At 58.4% G+C, this 17669-nt stretch carries 17 protein-coding genes and 4 pseudogenes; 7 read left to right on the top strand and 14 right to left on the bottom strand.

Features of this window, described 5'->3' with window-relative positions:
• Positions 1-72: 72 nt before the first annotated feature.
• Entirely contained in the window at positions 73-528 is a 456-nt protein-coding gene (gene soxR, locus ACZ1HE_RS05015; RefSeq protein ID WP_472619812.1) for a redox-sensitive transcriptional activator SoxR, read from the bottom strand.
• An 88-nt stretch (positions 529-616) separates the two neighbouring features.
• Between soxR and ACZ1HE_RS05010 the strand changes: the two genes are divergently transcribed.
• From ACZ1HE_RS05010 to ACZ1HE_RS05000, 3 genes and pseudogenes are all read left to right on the top strand, one after another.
• Complete coding sequence (locus ACZ1HE_RS05010; RefSeq protein ID WP_472619811.1) at positions 617-1006, top strand: VOC family protein; 390 nt, start codon at positions 617-619, stop codon at positions 1004-1006.
• 236 nt (positions 1007-1242) lie between these two features.
• Complete coding sequence (gene greA / locus ACZ1HE_RS05005) at positions 1243-1713, top strand: transcription elongation factor GreA (RefSeq protein WP_472619810.1); 471 nt, start codon at positions 1243-1245, stop codon at positions 1711-1713.
• A gap of 13 nt (positions 1714-1726) precedes the next feature.
• Positions 1727-2750, top strand: a pseudogene (locus ACZ1HE_RS05000) (hypothetical protein).
• A gap of 189 nt (positions 2751-2939) precedes the next feature.
• On the opposite strand, the pseudogene ACZ1HE_RS04995 reads toward ACZ1HE_RS05000, so the two are convergent.
• The 4 genes and pseudogenes from ACZ1HE_RS04995 to ACZ1HE_RS04980 all read right to left on the bottom strand — a co-directional run bounded on the left by ACZ1HE_RS04995 (position 2940) and on the right by ACZ1HE_RS04980 (position 6980).
• A pseudogene (locus ACZ1HE_RS04995) lies at positions 2940-4218 on the bottom strand (molybdenum cofactor synthesis domain-containing protein).
• A 788-nt stretch (positions 4219-5006) separates the two neighbouring features.
• The gene (mobB, locus tag ACZ1HE_RS04990) at positions 5007-5498 is read right to left on the bottom strand and encodes a molybdopterin-guanine dinucleotide biosynthesis protein B (RefSeq protein ID WP_472619809.1); all 492 of its coding nucleotides are present in this window, start codon (positions 5496-5498) and stop codon (positions 5007-5009) included.
• Complete coding sequence (gene mobA / locus ACZ1HE_RS04985) at positions 5495-6091, bottom strand: molybdenum cofactor guanylyltransferase MobA (RefSeq protein WP_472619808.1); 597 nt, start codon at positions 6089-6091, stop codon at positions 5495-5497. Before mobA ends, mobB begins: the two co-directional genes overlap by 4 nt.
• A gap of 3 nt (positions 6092-6094) precedes the next feature.
• Positions 6095-6980: pseudogene (locus tag ACZ1HE_RS04980) on the bottom strand (formate dehydrogenase accessory sulfurtransferase FdhD).
• A gap of 55 nt (positions 6981-7035) precedes the next feature.
• Here ACZ1HE_RS04980 and ACZ1HE_RS04975 point away from each other — a divergent pair.
• Positions 7036-7752, top strand: a complete 717-nt coding sequence (locus ACZ1HE_RS04975) for an AzlC family ABC transporter permease (protein WP_472619807.1) — start codon at positions 7036-7038, stop codon at positions 7750-7752.
• Positions 7749-8081 (top strand): AzlD domain-containing protein, encoded by a 333-nt coding sequence (locus ACZ1HE_RS04970; RefSeq protein ID WP_472619806.1) that lies wholly within the window; start codon positions 7749-7751, stop codon positions 8079-8081. Before ACZ1HE_RS04975 ends, ACZ1HE_RS04970 begins: the two co-directional genes overlap by 4 nt.
• 276 nt (positions 8082-8357) lie before the next feature.
• Here the strand turns inward: ACZ1HE_RS04970 and ACZ1HE_RS04965 are convergent.
• From ACZ1HE_RS04965 to ACZ1HE_RS04930, 8 genes and pseudogenes are all read right to left on the bottom strand, one after another.
• A pseudogene (locus ACZ1HE_RS04965) lies at positions 8358-8988 on the bottom strand (hypothetical protein).
• A gap of 19 nt (positions 8989-9007) precedes the next feature.
• Positions 9008-9142, bottom strand: a complete 135-nt coding sequence (locus ACZ1HE_RS04960) for an aa3-type cytochrome c oxidase subunit IV (RefSeq protein ID WP_085797357.1) — start codon at positions 9140-9142, stop codon at positions 9008-9010.
• A gap of 64 nt (positions 9143-9206) precedes the next feature.
• A complete protein-coding gene (locus ACZ1HE_RS04955; protein WP_472619805.1) occupies positions 9207-9779 on the bottom strand; it encodes a hypothetical protein in 573 nt (190 codons plus the stop codon).
• The gene (locus ACZ1HE_RS04950) at positions 9763-10509 is read right to left on the bottom strand and encodes a glycerophosphodiester phosphodiesterase family protein (RefSeq protein WP_472624365.1); all 747 of its coding nucleotides are present in this window, start codon (positions 10507-10509) and stop codon (positions 9763-9765) included. The genes ACZ1HE_RS04955 and ACZ1HE_RS04950 overlap by 17 nt, the downstream gene beginning before the upstream one ends.
• Positions 10510-10643: 134 nt before the next feature.
• Positions 10644-11600 (bottom strand): glycerophosphoryl diester phosphodiesterase membrane domain-containing protein, encoded by a 957-nt coding sequence (locus ACZ1HE_RS04945; RefSeq protein ID WP_472619804.1) that lies wholly within the window; start codon positions 11598-11600, stop codon positions 10644-10646.
• A gap of 256 nt (positions 11601-11856) precedes the next feature.
• Positions 11857-12318, bottom strand: coding sequence for a DUF6173 family protein (locus ACZ1HE_RS04940; protein WP_472619803.1), 462 nt, complete (start codon positions 12316-12318; stop codon positions 11857-11859).
• Positions 12319-12334: 16 nt separating this feature from the next.
• Positions 12335-13357: an MBL fold metallo-hydrolase gene (locus ACZ1HE_RS04935; RefSeq protein ID WP_472619802.1), complete on the bottom strand. Its 1023-nt coding sequence runs from the start codon at positions 13355-13357 to the stop codon at positions 12335-12337.
• A gap of 23 nt (positions 13358-13380) precedes the next feature.
• Complete coding sequence (locus tag ACZ1HE_RS04930; RefSeq protein WP_472619801.1) at positions 13381-15084, bottom strand: acyl-CoA dehydrogenase; 1704 nt, start codon at positions 15082-15084, stop codon at positions 13381-13383.
• A 130-nt stretch (positions 15085-15214) separates the two neighbouring features.
• On the opposite strand from ACZ1HE_RS04930, the gene ACZ1HE_RS04925 reads away from it, so the two are divergent.
• The gene (locus ACZ1HE_RS04925) at positions 15215-16165 is read left to right on the top strand and encodes an L-threonylcarbamoyladenylate synthase (protein ID WP_472619800.1); all 951 of its coding nucleotides are present in this window, start codon (positions 15215-15217) and stop codon (positions 16163-16165) included.
• Here the strand turns inward: ACZ1HE_RS04925 and ACZ1HE_RS04920 are convergent, their stop codons facing one another.
• Complete coding sequence (locus ACZ1HE_RS04920; RefSeq protein ID WP_472619799.1) at positions 16166-16741, bottom strand: YqgE/AlgH family protein; 576 nt, start codon at positions 16739-16741, stop codon at positions 16166-16168.
• Positions 16742-16864: 123 nt separating this feature from the next.
• Here ACZ1HE_RS04920 and ACZ1HE_RS04915 point away from each other — a divergent pair, with 123 nt between their 5' ends.
• Positions 16865-17668: a protein-disulfide reductase DsbD domain-containing protein gene (locus ACZ1HE_RS04915; RefSeq protein WP_472619798.1), complete on the top strand. Its 804-nt coding sequence runs from the start codon at positions 16865-16867 to the stop codon at positions 17666-17668.
• The last annotated feature ends 1 nt before the right edge of the window (position 17669 follow it).

Here is a 17669-nt window from a genome sequence, read left to right as displayed (position 1 = left end):
TTCGTGGGTGATTACCCTTTGGGGGCCCCTAAGGTCAAATAAAACTGAGCGTCACATGCTGCATCGCGGCAATCATGTGTCCGGTGTGTCGCCCATCAGGTACCTTGGGCCGCTTCCGCCCTTTTTTGCCCGGTCTTCGGGGTTATAGAGTTTGCAGTTGGGCAAACTCAGGCAACCGCAACCGATGCATCCGTCCAAATTGTCACGCAATCGCAGCAATGTGCTGATTCGTGCGTCCAGATGTTTGCGCAGTCCTTTGCTGATCCGGTTCCAGTCCGCTTTGGTCGGAGTGCGGTTGCCCGGCAACCCACTCAACACCTCACGGATTTCAGGCAAGGACAGACCGAATTGCTGCGCGATCATCACAAAACTCAGCCGCCGGATGTCGGCACGCTGATAACGTCTCTGCCCGCCCGGGTTTCGCCAAGGCGAGATCAACCCTTGATCCTCGTAGTATCGGATGGCCGAAACGGCCAGTCCCGTACGCTCGGCCAATGCCCCGATTGGCAACCCGTCTGATACTGGCATGACACCTCATCAAAAATAGCTTGACCTAAAGTTAGGTTTAGAAATTACGCTATCTCAAGATCAACTCAGACGCAAAGGAATTGAGCAGATGACCGCCACCTTAGAACACACCAATTTCACTGTTGCAGACCCGCATGCCACCGCCGCATGGATGCACAAGGTGTTTGGCTGGCACACCCGGTGGGAGGGCGAAGCGATCTCTGGCGGGTACACCGTCCATGTCGGCAATGCGGACACCTATCTGGCGCTCTACCGTCCGCCTTCGACGCAGCCGCTGCAAAAACCGGATCAGGAGTCCTATGACTTTCTCGGAGGCCTAAACCACGTGGCTGTTGTGGTTGACGACTTTGAGGCCACCGAGGTGCTGGTCAGGGAAGCAGGTTTCAAACCGGGTGAACACCATGACTATGAACCGGGACGACGGTTCTATTTCCACGATGACAACGACATAGAATTCGAGGTGGTCCATTATGATTGAGATGCTTTGGCTGAATGTTCCGCCAGATCGCTGGCGCAACGAAAGACACGTTGATCGACGTCAACGACCAGGACCTGCATCCTCAAAGCGGAAATAGGCAGTGATTTGCGCATCCAGGCCAACGACTCCTCTTGCAATCTGCCTCTGGTTTGGGTCAGGTATCCTTCAACCCAAACAGTCGCCCCGGCGCTTTCAACGCGGCGGGGCGACACCTATTTTATGTGGACCGGTTGCCGATGGAAAAGATCCCAATGACCCCGACGGGGTTCGCCGCGCTCGAAACCGAGCTGAAGCACCTGAAATCCGTTGAACGCCCCGCCATCATCGAGGCCATCGCCTCGGCGCGCGAATTGGGCGACCTGAAGGAAAACGCCGAATACCATTCGGCCCGCGAAAAGCAGGGTTTCATCGAAGGGCGTATCAAAGAGCTGGAAGGCGTTCTGTCTCTGGCCGAGGTCATCGACCCCGCCAAACTGAACGGAACCATCAAGTTCGGCGCCAAGGTCACTTTGGTGGACGAGGACACCGACGAGGAAAAGACTTGGCAAATTGTTGGCGAACATGAAGCCAACATCGAAAAAGGTCTTTTGAACATCAAGTCGCCGATCGCGCGCGCGCTTATCGGCAAAGACGAAGGCGACAGCGTTGAGGTCCGCACACCGGGTGGTGTACGGTCTTACGAGGTCTTGAATATCCAGTACTCCTGACGGATTGACGCCCATGTCTGGCCCATCGCCTGACCCAGATTCTGCACGCCCCACGCCGCTTGGCATCTACGATAAGCCCAGGCAATCGGCTATTACGGGTATTGAATTGGCAGCCATTGCCCTTAGCGTGCTGTGGCTCGGCGGAGCAGTGGCTTTCTTTGTGTTTGGCCCCGCATTTGGCGAGCAATTCGGCGCCATCGGGTACCTTGTTGCGATGCTAGCCGTATTTATGCCGGTGGCGATGATCTGGGTGGCTGCCACAGCCGCTAAATCGAGCCGCGTAATGCGCGAAGAAAGTCAGCGCCTTCAGGCGGCCATTGACGCCATACGGCACGCTTATGTGACGCAGCAACAGCGCGCTTCGGTCAATCAGGAACCTTCGGTCGCCAAAAAACTGGACGAGATTGCGGAAACGGCCCGTAAAACGGAAACTGCCTTGGCCACTTTTTCGACAAAACGCCGGGACAACGCTCGACCAGCAGCCCCCTCGCAGGTCGTGCCCTCAGGTGAAGGTGGCGATCAAGGTTCACTGGAACTCGGGACACCGGCCGAAGCTTTGTCGCCCCCGCTGCCGTCCAATGATTTCATCCGTGCCCTGAACTTTCCCGAAACAGCCGAAGACACTGAAGGCTTTGCAGCTTTGAGGCGCGCCCTCAAAGACCGAAAAGCGGCCCAACTGATCCAGGCCGCCCAAGATGTTCTGACGTTGCTATCCCAAGACGGCATCTACATGGACGATTTGCGCCCAGATATGGCCCGCCCCGAAGTATGGCGTCAGTTTGCGCACGGTGCACGGGGTCGAGCGGTGGCTGCACTTGGTGGGGTGCGTGACCGGTCATCACTTGCCCTCACGGCCTAGCCGCATGAAACAAGACCCGATCTTCAGAGATGCGGCGCACCACTTCCTGCGCAAGTTTGATCAGATGTTCACCGAGTTTGAGGCCGAAGCTGATGACGCAGAGATTTCGGCGCTTGGGGACACACGAACAGCTCGCGCCTTCATGCTGTTGGGCCGCGTAGCTGGCACTTTCGACTGACCTCAATCGGAGTAGAGTTGATTTTCGCGATGGGCCCTGTACTGACGCGCGCCCGGTGACATCGACTTCGTACACTCTCCGTTTCCGAAATGGCGCTTGCCGCGCGGCAGCAAGGCACCCGATCCAATAGTGGAAGTGTTTCAACCAATGCTCATTGGTCCTGAACCGTTTTTGTCACACCAAGTTCGGTCATAGGCCAAAGCTGGCGAATGGGATAAACCTCACCAGATCTCCGGTCTGGATGTGGCGTTCTCCGTCGTCGATCTCGATCAAACCGTCAGCCCAGCTCAAACCACTGATACGTCCTGAACCTTCCGATTTGAACGCCTCGACCTGTCCGTCGCGAATGCGACCTCTGAGGTATTCTCTTCGTCCTGGCTTCTTTCGCTTTTCAAATGCAGCTAAGCAAATCGAACCCCAGCGGTTCCTTCCAATTCTCACCGGCCAAAAGCCCCATCGCAGGACGGGCAAAGATCAAAGTGCAAACCATGGCGGCCACCGGATTTCCCGGCAGGCCAAAAACCGGCGTCTCATTCCAAAGGCCCAAGGCCATCGGGCGCCCTGGCTTGACTGCGATACGCCACTGTTGCATTGCGCCTGCTTCGTTGAGCAGGGCAGAAACGTGGTCCTCGTCCCCGGCTGATGCACCGCCACTTGTCAAAATAACATCCGCCCGGTCGGCGGCATCGTCAAGACAGGCCCGCAGTGCCTCGCGATTGTCAGCAACCTGCCCCATATCGACAGGCACCCCGCCAAATCGGGCAACCATCGCCAGTAGCATCGGCCGGTTTGCGTCAAAAATTTGCCCTGGCCCTGCAGCCATCCCCGGGTTCACCAATTCATCCCCGGTGGATATCACCGCCACGCGCAGCGGTTTACGCACCAAAACACTGGCAACTCCAACTGCGGACATCAATGCCATATCGGCAGGTGTGAGCACCCGACCTGCTGTCAGCACTACCTGTCCTTCCACGACGTCTTCTCCAGCCTTTCGCGCATTGGCTCCTTCTTTGAGGGGACCTCGAAATGCAATCTGCGCCCCGTCCGAGTTGACGTCTTCTTCCAGTATGACCGTATCCACACCATCGGGTAGCGAAGCACCGGTCAGCACCCGGATGGCTTTTCCTTTGGGCACGTTTCCCTCAAACGGGACTCCGGCGGCGGCTCGCCCCCTCACAAGGGGTACAACATGATCTCCATCGGGAACTGCGCCAGCGAACCCATATCCATCCACGGCCGAATTTGGTTGCGGCGGATTGGATCGAAGCGCGGCAACATCCGACGCCAAAACCCGCCCCAGACATTCGCCAACCCCAACGGTTTCAACAAGTGTCACAGGCGAAAGACGTTGACGCAGAAGATCCAGTGCTTCGTCGACCGGGGTCCAATGGACACCTGCAGGTAAGGCAAAGCAATCATTGCTCAATTTCGGCGGCAAGAGGTCAGTATTGGTATTCTCAACTCCCATGATCCACCCTTCCTCTCCGACCGGAGCATCAAGTTTTTGATTTAGCTCATCAACTGACATTGCTGACAATTGCGTCGCCAACTGATGCACTTGCCATGCATCCTTTATCCAACCGTCCGGTGCGGGCCCAGCCGTCATCGAGGGCCAAATTTCGACAAAGGCAATTGGTTTATCCAGCGTTTCATAAGGCCAGACGGCTATCTTGTCAGCATTCGCCCGACGCAGCCGCTCCAGAACAGGGAGACCCATGATGACCTGACTGCCCACAGCGCCCGCACCGGCCAACTGCCAACAAGTGAAGCTGCCCTTTGCCAAATGCTCCACATCGCGCCGGTCTTGAAAGGGGTTGCGATAGCTGGCCTTGGTACGCGGCAACCCGGGAATTTCCCTCTTGAGAGCGTTGGCCCAAAAAGGTCCCCGCCCACCCAAAGACACATTTATCTGCCCTGCCAGATCGAACCGGTTGTTTTGGGTCGGCTCATCCTCAACCCGCGCCTCAAACCACTCCCACAGTTTAAGCGGATCATCAGACCCCGTCATCGCTCGCGCAAAGCCCCTTGGGTACCCAAATGGAAAATCGAACCCGATCAGCAGCCGACGCTCAGCGGCATATTCCTGCTCGATCAACTCTTGCAGCCAGGCTTCTGCCATACCACGATTGCGCAAATAAACTGGTTCTTGGACTGCTCCTTGTCGCGCTACACAGGCCCAAATTGCATCCTTGCGCGGTCGAGGCCCGGTGTCATTGCCCCCGGACCAGTCCACCATGGCAAAGGACACAAATTGGGTCACAAACCAACCTCGGCGGCAATGAAATCGGCGATCTCGCTCGTCGCGTCCAAATCGAAAACGGGCTGGTTCAAATCCAGTTTCGTATCACTAGCCACCGCCCGGATTGTTGGATCATTTGGTGCGATCAGTTCCTGGCCTGAAGCCAAGCGAAAAGCCTCGATTTTTGGGTGAGTTTCGCGCTTGTACCCTTCGATCAATACCAGATCAACGGGACGAATACGGACCAGCAAATCAGCCAAAGCCGGTTCGGGCGCGCCTTGCAACTCTTGCATGATTGCGACCCGCACGGACGAGGCCAGCACCACCTCTTGCGCGCCTGCCTGGCGATGCCGGTAGCTGTCGGTGCCAGGATGATCTACATCCGCACTGTGGTGCGAATGTTTGATGGTTGAAACGCTCAGCCCACGGGCGGTGAACTCAGTGACCAGCCGCTCCATCAATCCGGTTTTTCCCGAATTTTTCCACCCCGTGACGCCATAGATCTTCATAGCATCGTCTCGGCCTGGGCCAGGTCGGCGGGCGTGTTGATGTTAAAAAAAGCGTTGTCGTCAAAAGGAGCCGAGGCCGCACCGTGTTTGTCCGTCCAGAGCACCACCTTGCGCAACCCATCCTCAAGCGAGGCACGCAGATCCGCACGCAAGGCGACAGGCCAAAGGCCAAAGGTGGGGTGCCGGTTCATCCGCCCCTCTTCCTGCGTCGCGGCCAAAGCAATCGGTGTGCTTGCGCGTTCGGCGGCCCGGGTCAGACGCTCGGTCAGGTCGGTGGGAAAAAACGGCGTGTCGGCGGCGGCGGTAACAATGTGGGAAAAGCCCTGATCGGCGGCATATTCCATACCCGCCAGAACACCTGCGAGTGGTCCCGGATAGTCAGCCAAAGTATCCGGGACCACCGGCAAGCCGTATTCGACAAACCGCTGCGAATCGCCATTGGCATTCAGCACCAATCGCTCAACCTGCGGCCCCAGCCGGTCGATCACCCGATCCAGCAGGCTGCGCCCGCCCAGAATCAACGCGCCCTTGTCGCCGCCGCCCATCCGACGGGCTTGACCACCGGCCAGGATCACTCCGAGAGGTTGCATCATGTTCTACGCTCCCGCGCTTTTTCTGCGGTGTTTTCTATCCTCAACCGGCACACTGGCGGGATCAACGTCGCGCATCAAACGATCCTCGCCGGATAGACACACAAACCGCTGTCCGCGCATCCGGCCGATCAGGGTCAACCCGACCTCACGCGCGATTTCAACGCCCCAGTGCGGTGAAGCCCGAGCGGGATGCCAGCACGGGAATACCCATCATCGCGGTCTTGATAACCATCTCGGAGGTAAGCCGACCAGTGGTGTAGAGGATCTTGTCCGACGCCTGCTCACCCGTCGACAGCATCCAGCCAGCGATCTTGTCGACCGCGTTGTGGCGGCCCACGTCCTCCATATAGACCAGCGGTCGGTTCTCACGGCACAGCACGGTGCCGTGGATCGCACCGGCCTCAAGGTAAAGCGACGGGGTGCGGTTAATCTTACCCGACAGATCATAGAGCCACGATGTGCGCACCTGAACGGCAGGCAGGCGAACGTCCTCGAGCCCTTCCATCATGTCGCCAAAAACGGTGCCAACAGCGCAACCAGAGGTGCGGGTCTTTTTCTTGAGCTTTTCTTCGTAAGACGTTTCACGCTCGGTGCGCACCACAACGGTTTCAAGATCGTCATCATAATCGGTACCGGTGATCACATCGTCGGGCAGCAGCATGCCCTGATTGCGCAGGAACCCAAGCGCCAGATACTCAGGATAATCCCCAATGGTCATCGCAGTGACGATTTCCTGACTGTTGAGGAAGATGGTCAGGGGGCGTTCCTCGACCACGGAAATCTCAGTCGCTTGACCATTTTGGTCAAACCCCTCGACCGCACGGGTCAACCGCACCGCGCCCGGATCGGGGGCGATGATATAGTCCGACAGATCGTCCGAGATAGCCAATTGAAACCCTTCCCCAAGCCAGTTACCTGTTTCGCGCTTAACTTAGGATTTCCGCATGGCATTCACCACATCGAATTCCTTTTACTGGAAAGGCTTTCGCGACGGCTCGCCTTTTGTTCTGGTCGCAATCCCATTTGGCACCCTGTTTGGCGTGCTGGCGACCGAAGCGGGATTGGATATTGTCCAGACCATGATCTTCACCGCCACGGTTTTCGCGGGGGCTGCTCAATTTACCGCATTGCAGCTGTTGCAAGAGGAAACCCCGACCCTGATCGTGTTGGCTTCGGCCCTGGCGGTGAACTTGCGGGTGGCGATGTATTCGGCGGCGCTGACACCACACCTGGGTGGTGCGCCCCTCTGGCAGCGAGCCGTTGCAGCCTATTTTGTGGTGGATCAGTCTTATGCCTGTTCGACCGTGCAGTTCGAGAAAGAACCGGACATGACGGTACCGCAAAAGATGGCCTATTTCTTTGGTTCGATCTCTCCCATCGCGCCGCTTTGGTATCTGTGTACTTATCTGGGCGCGGTTCTGGGAACGCAGATCCCCGACAGCTGGGCGCTGGATTTTGCACTGCCGATCACGTTTCTGGCGATGCTGGGGCCGATGCTGCGCACCCTGCCCCATGTGATTGCAGCCTTGGTGGCCATTGTGGCGGCACTGTTGACAACAGCCGTTCCCTATAACCTGGGGCTGCTGATCGCCGGTTGTATCGGCATGATGGCGGGCGCGCAGGCCGAAGTCATTCTGGCGCGCAGAAAGTTACAGGCATGAGCAGCATCGACCCCACCACCATGTGGATCGTGATCGTCGGCATGGCGGTCGGCAGCTTTGTGCTGCGTTTTGTGTTCATCGGCTTTGTGGGGGACCGGGCGATGCCCCCATGGCTGCTGCGTCATCTGCGGTATACTGCGGTGGCAATCCTACCTGCCCTGATTGCGCCGCTGGTGGTCTGGCCTGCCGCGACTGGCGGAGAACCTGACTTGGCGCGCACCAGCGCCGCCACCGTGGCGCTGGTGGTGGGGCTCATGACCAAAAATGTGATTGCCGCGATCTTTTCAGGCGCGGCAACGCTGTACGGGCTGCTGTATCTGGTGGGTTAACCCGCCTCGGTTCGTCGCCATCACTCTGAGGCGCTCCCGCCCGTCGTCAATGCCCCTGACGGGACACCTCCTCTCGTTGGGCCGGGCCTCGCTTCGCTCGACGGTTGACGTTTGAGGCGAACCAGATTCCCCAAGCAGGACCGCGCCGGGCTTTGCCCGGCGCCCAGCCCAAAGCCGTTAGCGGTGCCGACGAAGTCGGGATCGTTCGGGTGCGGGAGGGTTACGAGTCTCGAACCATCATGACACAGTAAGCAGGTCACGAAGAATGCAAATGTATCAGCCGCCTGTTGCCACCTTGGCGTTCAGCTTAGCGTTGTTCTCGGCCAAACCTTTTTGCAGGTCAGCGTCGTCGTTCTCGTAGTATCTTTCTGTCTTCACACCCGGCATCTGCTCAAATTGATCAGACAGATCTCGTCGGCTGAAATCCCGACTTAATTCCCTCGAACCCCGGAACCTGCTGGAGCAGTTGCGAAGTTGCACTCGCGCAAAACGCGCCCGGAACCGGGCCCATTTGCTTGGCCAATTGGTAGGCCGTCTCAGCTTGCTGAGGCGTCACTTCGATCTCTTGCACCACAACATGGTGGGTCGAACGCGCATGAGAGGTCCGATAGGCTTGCTCTACTGCGGGTGTGATGCCGAAGAGAACGTCGTTTCGCTCAGGAACAATATCAGCTTGGAACGATCCCGCCGGATCAAAGATGATCCGCTCACGCGCATTGATCATGAGCGACGTGTGCGCTCCACCGCCTGTCCGGTTGTTGATCATCGTATAAAGCGTCAGCGTCGCGGGACCAGGGTCACGATAAGATACTGCTGAAATTTGAGCGTCGGTCGCCTGCGGACCTCGCGCCGAGGTGCAACCGACCAACCCAAGCGCCAAAGCGCCAGCCAAGACAAGACGAAACACGTTCTCTATCGCGATCAGATCAGGACGCAAAAACCGCAAGGAACAGCAGAATGCCAAAAATGACAACGCAGGACCAAGTGCAGAACTTGATGAAAGCGTTGTACATTGCGGTTTGATCGGTGATGTCCATTTCGCCGTGCTTGTGGTCCGCCATGGGTTTTTTCCTATTCGTCAGATTTTTTTGTTGGATACTGGATTTGAAAGCGGCTGTCACCACGTCATTCGCGCGCAGGGCCAATAGCATCCAGAACGGTACATCCCGGATAGCCAAAGCCCCACCGCCACGGCAGGCCCGAACATGGGCCACCACCAAATCGCACCGCCAGATACATCGCCTCGGCAATGGCATCATAAGCCGCCGCTACAGTATCTGGAGTGACTTCGTAATGCGCGGCAACTTCGTCCACGCGTAGCGCACCGGTGCGCTTTACACAGCTTTGCAAAGCCTTGTCGGCGGCCAGGCGTGCATCATAACTGTCGTCAACCGTCTCGGCCCCGCCTGCGTTGTGATAGGCACGGTCATGGATGACACAGCAGCTTTCCCAGGGTGGGTTCTGATCATGCGCCTCGGCAAAGTCGGGGAAACGACCTGCCACCACACGCCAACTATACGACAGACCACCCGAGCAACCGTCAGTCTCAAATCCATTCAACTCTGCATCAACGCGAATCGACATCAAGGCACGGTGTGCAGGCATTTCCAAGGCGCGCGTCACACTGTTCTCATCCGCGGTGGCAGGCAGAGACAGAGCCGCGAACGCGATGGTCAACAGGCTACGGGCTGGCGTCACGATAGTCTCCGCTCGAAAGGTCCAGCCCCAGTTCCTCTGTCATCCACAATAACATGCGCTCCGTGGGGGTCAGGCCCGCGCGGAACTCCAGCACCTGATGGGCCAGCGCGGGCTCATCGGTGATCAAGCCGTCGACACCCAGCGAAATCATCTTGGACATCTGCAGCGGATCATTCACGGTCCAGACATAAAGATCCTTGCCCACCGCATCGGTGGCGTTGACCATGGACACATTGGCCATGCCTGCGTTTACGGCCAGGAAGTCGCCTTCGAGCGCGGTCAGATCCCCCAAACCCGTGGCTGCCAAAACACCCGCTCTCCATTCAGGTCGCAGTTCCCGCATCTTGAGCACCGCCGGATACTTCAGCGACATGATCGCGATCTGATCCTGCATCCCAAGCTCTTCGACAATCGCGACCACTCGGTTTTCCAGTTCCTCATCGTGGCCGTAGTATTTCAACTCGATCAGAACCTTGGATTTACCGCGCGCAGCTTGCAGTACCTCATGCAGCGTGGGTGTACGTTCGTCCGAATACGCTGGATCAAACCAACTGCCGATGTCGATATCAGCCAGGTCCGCCATCGTCGCGTCCCAAATCGTCAGGTTGACACCTGCCAGTTTCATGAAATCACTATCGTGCATGACGACGACTTCGCCATCTGCGGTTTCCTGCACGTCGATTTCGACCCAATCGGCCTCGTCCCCAATAGCTTTGACGATCGAGGCCATGGTGTTTTCAGGTCGTGACCCGGCTGCGCCACGATGGGCGATGATCTCGACGTCATCGTCGGCTTCGACAGATTCAAGCAACCCGTTGCCCATCCAGATCCCGCCGACCACCGCGACGATCCCGACACCAACGATCAATGCCAGTCGCACCCGCAGGCTGCCACCTTTTGTGATCTCGGGGGCCCGCAACCGTTCCCCTTCAAAGAATCCGTCCAACAGCACAGCCAGAGCCCCAAGGGCCACGGCGGACAGAACGATAAGTGCCACCCCCAAAGAAGTACGATCGCCATCGAGAGAGTCAGCGCCGTTTTCAATTGCCCCTCAGAGACCGGAACCAGGTTGATCGCAATCCCCGCCACAAATGCAATCGCTAGAGAGATCATCAACCGCACCGCGACCCACATCACCAGCTCGATCTTGAGTCGCGTTTGTTTGCCCTGCATGCGGGTTCGGCTTTCACCAAAGGCATCACGCGGGCGGATGCCTTCGAACAGAACCAGATGCAGCGCGAGCGCCCAACTCGACAGGCGCAGCAGCAGGACAAGCGCCAAAGCCAACAGAATCACGGCAACAATGCCCGCCGCTGCCAGGAACGATGGCGGCTTGTAGGTCAGATAGTAATTGATGTCATAGTCCCCGGTGGCCCACAGCATGATCACTCCCGCGACCAGCGCAAAGGGTGCCACCAACAAGAGCACGCGCAGTACGAACAGCATACCAAAGATCAACAACTCTTTGACACGGCTGACGACATAACCAAAAGCTGCCCAGGATGTGCGCCAGCGGTCAGAACCATCATAGCGCAGGCTGGTGCTCATGACCGCAAAGCTCAACACCTCGACAGTCAACAGGATGCTCAGAACAACCAACGTCGCAAGGAACCCGACGGGGGTAAGGATGAAATACGCAATATCTTGATCCGTCAACGCCGGTTGATCTGAAAGCGAGACCGCCAGGTTGATGGTCGCTGCCATACCCGGTGCGATCAGCGCATAAGCCAGCAGGCGCAACGCCATGTAGAGGGGCACAAACACCCGTCTTCTGGCCCAGGCTTGCGCATAAGCCTCTGTTACCGTGGAATAATGCGACACGACAATCTCCCTTTCAATGCGAGCATTGAACGATGGGAGGCGCTGTATGGCAAGGGGGAGACTGTGAGAACATCGGCCGTTGCGCGGTTGCCCCTGCAATTGTGGCAGCGGCGAAACCTGTTCTATCGTTCTGCAGTGGCGCGCCTCGCGTCAGCGAGGCGCCTGGCCCAACGGGAGGAGGGCATCTTTGATGCTTGTTCGACCGGCGGGAGCAGCCCCGGGTCCTAAACGATCATACACCAAAGCGGAACTTGGACTAGGTCTCGTTCGACGATTCCAGATCTGCCGCCAGACGAAAACCGATGCGGGTTGCGGGCGTATCTTCCTTGGGTTTGGGCAAGGCCCGCAGCATCACGTTCAATTGGCTTACATGCTGCACCAGCTGCGTGCGAACACCGTTTGAATCACTGCCATAAAAGGTGATGATATCCGGGTCAAAGTACCCCATCCCCTCAATCCGAAGCACGCCTGCATCGCCACCGGTGAACCCCATGGCCACTTCGTGCTCGCCATCCAGCTGTTCTTCGAAGCTGCGAATGTAGAGAATCAGCCGCTCATAGGCCCAACGCGACGGGCTCTTGGCCTCGGCGGGTTTTTGCATCTGCGCCGGTACTGGGCCTAGCTTGGCCTTGCGTTCAGGGTCTGCATGGACCTCGTGATGACGTGGAAGGGCTGCTGCTTCTGCTGCCTCGGCCGCCGTTTCGATCTTGTCGTCCATGTCTTAGCCCCTGAACTTAGTTTTTGCGCTGATACAGCCAGGCCCCATCCTCGCGGCGGGTCCGGGTCACCTCTCCGATATGGTAGAGATGGTTCACATGCGCAACGGCCTCGACCAGGGCCAGACCGTATTCCCCCTCACCAATGGTGCGCTTAAACAACGGTGCGAAACACTCGGATGCGGTTTTGGGCGTATCCAGATGGTTCAGCAGGCGTTTCAACGCGCCGTGGTGATTGTCGATCAGTTGCCGCATTCGGATCGGCAGCCCTGTGAACGGCAACTTGTGCCCGCCCAGCGCCAGATGATCCTCTCGCGCCAATGGGGCAAGCCGCTCGCAGGCTTCGAGCCATTCCGCCAGCGGATCGGCCATCGGCTCGGTTGCATAGACGCCGATATTTGGACTGATCGAGGACAGGATTTGGTCGCCAGTGATCACCAGATTGTCGTCCCGGCTCCAGAATGTGGCATGCTCGGGCGCATGGCCGTTGCCCATATGCACGTCCCAATCTCGCCCGCCCATACGGAACACGTCGCCCTGTTTGATCCGCCGGAACCCCAGCGGCATCGGGTACACCATATCCGAGAAATTGAACGGGCGATCCGCCATACGCTTGGCCAGAATGTCTGCATCCATACCCGCCGAACGGTAATAGTCCAGCGTCTCTTCAGGCCAGCTTTCCTGGACATCAAGCGTCAGCATGCGTGAGAACAGCCATGCCGTACGCGTTGTCACCAGTTCCGCCCCATGTTCGGACTGAAACCAGCCCGCCAGCCCCATGTGATCGGGGTGGTGGTGTGTCACCACCACACGCGAGATCGGCTTGCCCCCCAGAGGGCCCGCCATCAGTTGTTCCCAAATGCTGCGCGATTTCTTGGACGCAAAGCCGGTGTCGATCACCGTCCAGCTGTCGCCCTCGTCCAGCGCATAGACATTGACGTGGTCCAGTTTCATCGGCAGCGGAAGACGCATCCACAGAACACCCTCGGCCACTTCTATGGCTTCGCCCAGCTCCGGAGGGGTGTCCCAAGGGTATCGCATTGCCAATGTCTGAGCCCCGTCCATCAAGCGACCAACTCGTCGATGGTCAGACCGAAGACATCCGTTGCCCCGCTCTGCGCTTGAGCCAGCAGGCCTGCATGCTCGGGTAGCAATGCGTTAATATAAAAGCGCGCCAGTTTTTCACGCGGCCCCGCCGGATCGGCCAACGCCGCCACTAGGTGATAGTGGCCACCCAACACACGCGCAAAGGCGTTCAGATAGGGCACCGCACCGGCAAACCGCTCATTCATGTCTCCCTGCGCCACCAACCACTCGGTCGCCTCACGCAGGGTTTCCGTGGCTTCCCAGACTGGTCCAGCCAACTCGGGCACCGTCGCCCGTGCGCGCTCTGCATGATCTTCGATCTCATCGAGCAGCTTGGCCGCAGCCTCGCCACCATCCATCATCTTACGCGCCACAAGGTCCATCGCCTGAATGCCGTTGGTACCCTCGTAAATCGCGGTCACACGCACATCGCGATAAAACTGCGCCGCGCCGGTTTCTTCGATGAAACCCATGCCGCCGTGCACCTGCACGCCTGTCTCTGCCACGCGCATGCCTGTCTCGGTTCCGAACGCTTTGGCAATTGGCGTCAGGAATGCCGCCCGGGCGGACCACTCGGCATCGCCGGTGGCGGTCTGCATGTCGATGGCTGCCGCACAGTTCAGCAAAATCGCACGCGACGCATATACATCTGCCTTCATGCTCATCAGCATCCGGCGCACGTCCGCGTGGTCCACGATAGTTCCGCTTGGTGTCTTGCCCTGCTTACGCTCCAGTGCATAGGCCAGCGCGTGTTGATAGGCGCCTTCGGCAACGCCCACACCCTGACCGCCAACGCCCAAACGCGCGTTGTTCATCATGGTGAACATCGCAGCCATGCCGCCGTGTTCCTTGCCCACAAGCCATCCTTTGGCGCCGTCAAACTGCATCACGCAGGTGGGAGAGCCATGCAGGCCCATCTTGTGCTCAAGGCTCACCACTTTCAGGCTGTTGGCCACGCCCGCCTCACCGTTGTCATCCGGCAGGTTGCGCGGCACGATGAACAGGCTGATACCCTTGGTACCCGGCACGCCATCCGGCAGGCGAGCCAGAACCAGATGGCAGACATTGCCGGCAAAATCATTGTCACCCCAAGAAATGAAGATCTTTTGCCCTGTCACCGAATAGCTGCCATCGCCATTATCTACGGCTTTGGAACTCAGCGCACCCACATCCGATCCGGCCTGCGGTTCGGTCAGATTCATTGTGCCTGACCATTCGCCTGACATCAGCTTGGGCAGGAACAGTTCCTTGATCGCGTCACTGGCGTGGTGTTCCATTGCTTCGATCTGACCCTGGCTCATCAGCGGGGCCAGTTGCAGCGAAAGGCACGCAGCGCTCATCATCTCGTTCACGGCAGTGGTCACCGTCATCGGCAAGCCCATGCCACCATATTCCGGATCGCCGCTCATCCCGATCCAGCCCCCTTCGGCAATGGCCTTCCAGCCGTCGGCATAGCCGGGCGACGTGCGAACAACGCCATTTTCCAAGCGCGCGGGCTGTAGGTCACCGGGGACTTGCAGGGGCGACATCACCTCTTCGCACATCTTGCCCGCTTCGGTTAGGATCGCATCGACAACATCATCTGAGGCTTCCGAAAATTTCTCGGTCTCGGCGATCTGATCGAACCCGGCAACGTGACGGAGCAGGAATTGGTAGTCGGTGACTGGTGCGCGATAGGGCATTGGTTCCCTCGGATGGTTGGGCGGTGAGCGCGGGCTTGGCTTCCACGCTGGGCACCGATAAAAGACAGGGTTTGGACGATTACCTATCCACCGCCCCCTTGCAAGCAACCAAAACGCCGCGTCACCGACCATGTATCGTAAGGACACATCTTATTTGACGGCCCGCCCAGCCGACATCGAGGCGGCAGCTGATCTGCTGCGCGCAGGCGAGCTGGTCGCCTTTCCGACTGAGACAGTCTATGGCTTAGGGGGTGACGCACGCAACGATGATGCGGTCGCCGGGATATATGAGGCAAAGGGACGGCCCAGCTTTAATCCGCTGATTGCCCATGTTGCCAGTATTGAGGCTGCCAAGCGCTATGTTGTCTGGACGGATGAGGCCGATCGCCTGGCACAGGCGTTTTGGCCCGGTCCACTGACGCTTGTTCTACGGCTCAAGCCGGGTCACGGGATCTCTCCTTTGGTTACTGCTGGTCTGGACACTCTGGCGGTGCGCGTTCCGGCCAATGGCATAGCACGCGCGTTATTGGCAGAGTTCGACGGCCCAGTCGCCGCCCCTTCGGCCAATCCATCCGGCCGGATCAGCCCAACGACCGCAGAACATGTTTGCAGCGGATTGAACGGACGCATTTCTGCGGTTGTAGATGGCGGCCCATGTGAGGTTGGCTTGGAATCCACCATTGTCGGACTTTCGGGCAATGTCGTGTTGCTCCGCCCCGGCGGGCTGTCAGCAGAATTGATCGAGGCCTGTCTGGGTCAACGCATCGAGACCCACAAACAGGGTGACGCCCTGTCCGCCCCGGGGCAGCTGCTGTCGCATTATGCGCCCGAATCCAGCGTTCGGCTAAACGTCGAGATCCCGGTGGGGGACGAGATTTTGCTGGGCTTTGGCAATGTGTCTTGCGATCTTAACCTTTCTACGTCCGGGGATCTGACAGAGGCCGCAGCAAATCTTTTCTCGGCCCTGCACAAACTGGACATCACCGGGCGTCCTATTGCCGTATCCCCGATCCCTGAAAAAGGATTGGGGTTGGCTATCAACGACCGTCTACGTCGTGCAGCGGCCCCCAGAGGAGCCTAATCAGGCGTGACCGGCGCTGGCAGACAGGGTCAGCGGGTTGATACCCAGAGACTTCAGCGCGGCTTCCCATTTATTCCCGTCGTCCAGGTCAAAGACGATCCCCAGATCTGCATCGGCTGTCAGCCACCCGTTGGCTGCGATCTCGTCTTCCAACTGGCCGGGTCCCCAACCGGAATATCCCAGCATCAGTAACCCGCGTGCAGGACCTTCGCCATTGGCGATATCTTCCAGCACGTCCAAAGTCGCTGACATGCTGAAACCCTCCCCAATTTCCAGCGAATGCAGGTTTGCTTCGTAATCTGACGAATGCAGGACAAATCCGCGCCCTGTTTCCACAGGGCCTCCGAACCGAACTGGCCGCTCGCCGATCCGACGTGAGGGGCAGTTGATGTCCAGTTGTTCCAGGAGTGCCGAGAGGGGCAAATCTGCGGGTTTGTTCACAATCAAACCCATGGCCCCATCATCTCCATGGCTGCAAACAAACACCACCGAATGAGCAAACCGCGGATCGCCCATGCCTGGCATGGCAATCAGCAACTTGCCGGTCAATTGCATCTTTGTGTTCTCTTGCTCCATGTCCCCCAAGAATGGACACGCCCCGGCGGTGGCGCAAGAGCCGAGGTCACAAACAAGAAAAATAATCTTGGGCTGACCCGAACGTTACTTGGATTTCATCGGCAGAACGCGCATCTAAGGATCATGCTTAAGATTGTTGCCTTGGCCGTTGGCCTGACTGCTCCTTCCTTTGCCGCCGCCCAAGTCGGCGGGCTGGATGACATTGTCCAGTTGGAAATCCTGGATGGAGGCCAAACAGACCGCGGCACTTATTTGGGCGCAATAAAAATGACTCTCGCCGACGGTTGGAAAACCTATTGGCGCGCACCCGGTGACGCGGGCATCCCACCACACTTTGATTGGCGCGGATCGCGTAATGTCGGCGAAGTCTCATTCACGTGGCCCTCGCCAAAGGTTTTTGATCAGAGCGGCCTGCGAACCATAGGGTACGAAAACCAGTTGATCCTGCCGGTCGAAATCACACCCAAACGTGCTGGAAAACCTGTTCAGTTGAAAGGGCAGATGTCGTTTGGAGTGTGCAGTGACGTCTGCGTCCCCGGACAGCTGAAGTTCGATCACGATCTGGACGCCTCGGCCGGTCGCAACCCGGCAATCGCCGCAGCCCTTGCCGCGCGCCCGTATTCGGCAAATGAGGCCGGAGTGAAATCCGCCACCTGCCGCCTGTCACCCACCAAGGACGGCATGAAGATCGAGGCCGTGGTACGCCTGCCCGCAACCGGTGGATCCGAAATGATGGTCATCGAACCGGGCGATCCGTCGCTTTGGGCCTCCGAGCCGCAGACACGACGCGAGGGGAATGTGCTGACGTCGACCGCCGAGCTGATCAGCGACAACAGCCGCGCCTTTGCAATTGACCGTTCCGAGATTCGCCTAACGGTTCTGGGCGGGGCACACAGTGTCGACATCCAGGGCTGCTCACCGGGTTGAA

Source organism: Falsiruegeria sp. JB4-1 (assembly GCF_055693495.1).
This window is presented reverse-complemented; position numbering and strand designations above follow the sequence as displayed.

Bases quoted from the DNA above. Each gene is read 5' to 3' on its own strand.
- soxR (WP_472619812.1), bottom strand. From the start codon at position 528: ATGCCAGTATCAGACGGGTTGCCAATCGGGGCATTGGCCGAGCGTACG.
- ACZ1HE_RS04970 (WP_472619806.1), top strand. From the start codon at position 7,749: ATGAGCAGCATCGACCCCACCACCATGTGGATCGTGATCGTCGGCATG.
- ACZ1HE_RS04925 (WP_472619800.1), top strand. From the start codon at position 15,215: ATGTATCGTAAGGACACATCTTATTTGACGGCCCGCCCAGCCGACATC.
- ACZ1HE_RS04940 (WP_472619803.1), bottom strand. From the start codon at position 12,318: ATGGACGACAAGATCGAAACGGCGGCCGAGGCAGCAGAAGCAGCAGCC.
- mobA (WP_472619808.1), bottom strand. From the start codon at position 6,091: ATGATGCAACCTCTCGGAGTGATCCTGGCCGGTGGTCAAGCCCGTCGG.
- ACZ1HE_RS04915 (WP_472619798.1), top strand. From the start codon at position 16,865: ATGCTTAAGATTGTTGCCTTGGCCGTTGGCCTGACTGCTCCTTCCTTT.
- ACZ1HE_RS05010 (WP_472619811.1), top strand. From the start codon at position 617: ATGACCGCCACCTTAGAACACACCAATTTCACTGTTGCAGACCCGCAT.
- mobB (WP_472619809.1), bottom strand. From the start codon at position 5,498: ATGAAGATCTATGGCGTCACGGGGTGGAAAAATTCGGGAAAAACCGGA.
- ACZ1HE_RS04920 (WP_472619799.1), bottom strand. From the start codon at position 16,741: ATGGAGCAAGAGAACACAAAGATGCAATTGACCGGCAAGTTGCTGATT.
- ACZ1HE_RS04975 (WP_472619807.1), top strand. From the start codon at position 7,036: ATGGCATTCACCACATCGAATTCCTTTTACTGGAAAGGCTTTCGCGAC.
- ACZ1HE_RS04935 (WP_472619802.1), bottom strand. From the start codon at position 13,357: ATGCGATACCCTTGGGACACCCCTCCGGAGCTGGGCGAAGCCATAGAA.
- ACZ1HE_RS04960 (WP_085797357.1), bottom strand. From the start codon at position 9,142: ATGGCGGACCACAAGCACGGCGAAATGGACATCACCGATCAAACCGCA.
- greA (WP_472619810.1), top strand. From the start codon at position 1,243: ATGGAAAAGATCCCAATGACCCCGACGGGGTTCGCCGCGCTCGAAACC.
- ACZ1HE_RS04930 (WP_472619801.1), bottom strand. From the start codon at position 15,084: ATGCCCTATCGCGCACCAGTCACCGACTACCAATTCCTGCTCCGTCAC.
- ACZ1HE_RS04950 (WP_472624365.1), bottom strand. From the start codon at position 10,509: ATGGCCTCGATCGTCAAAGCTATTGGGGACGAGGCCGATTGGGTCGAA.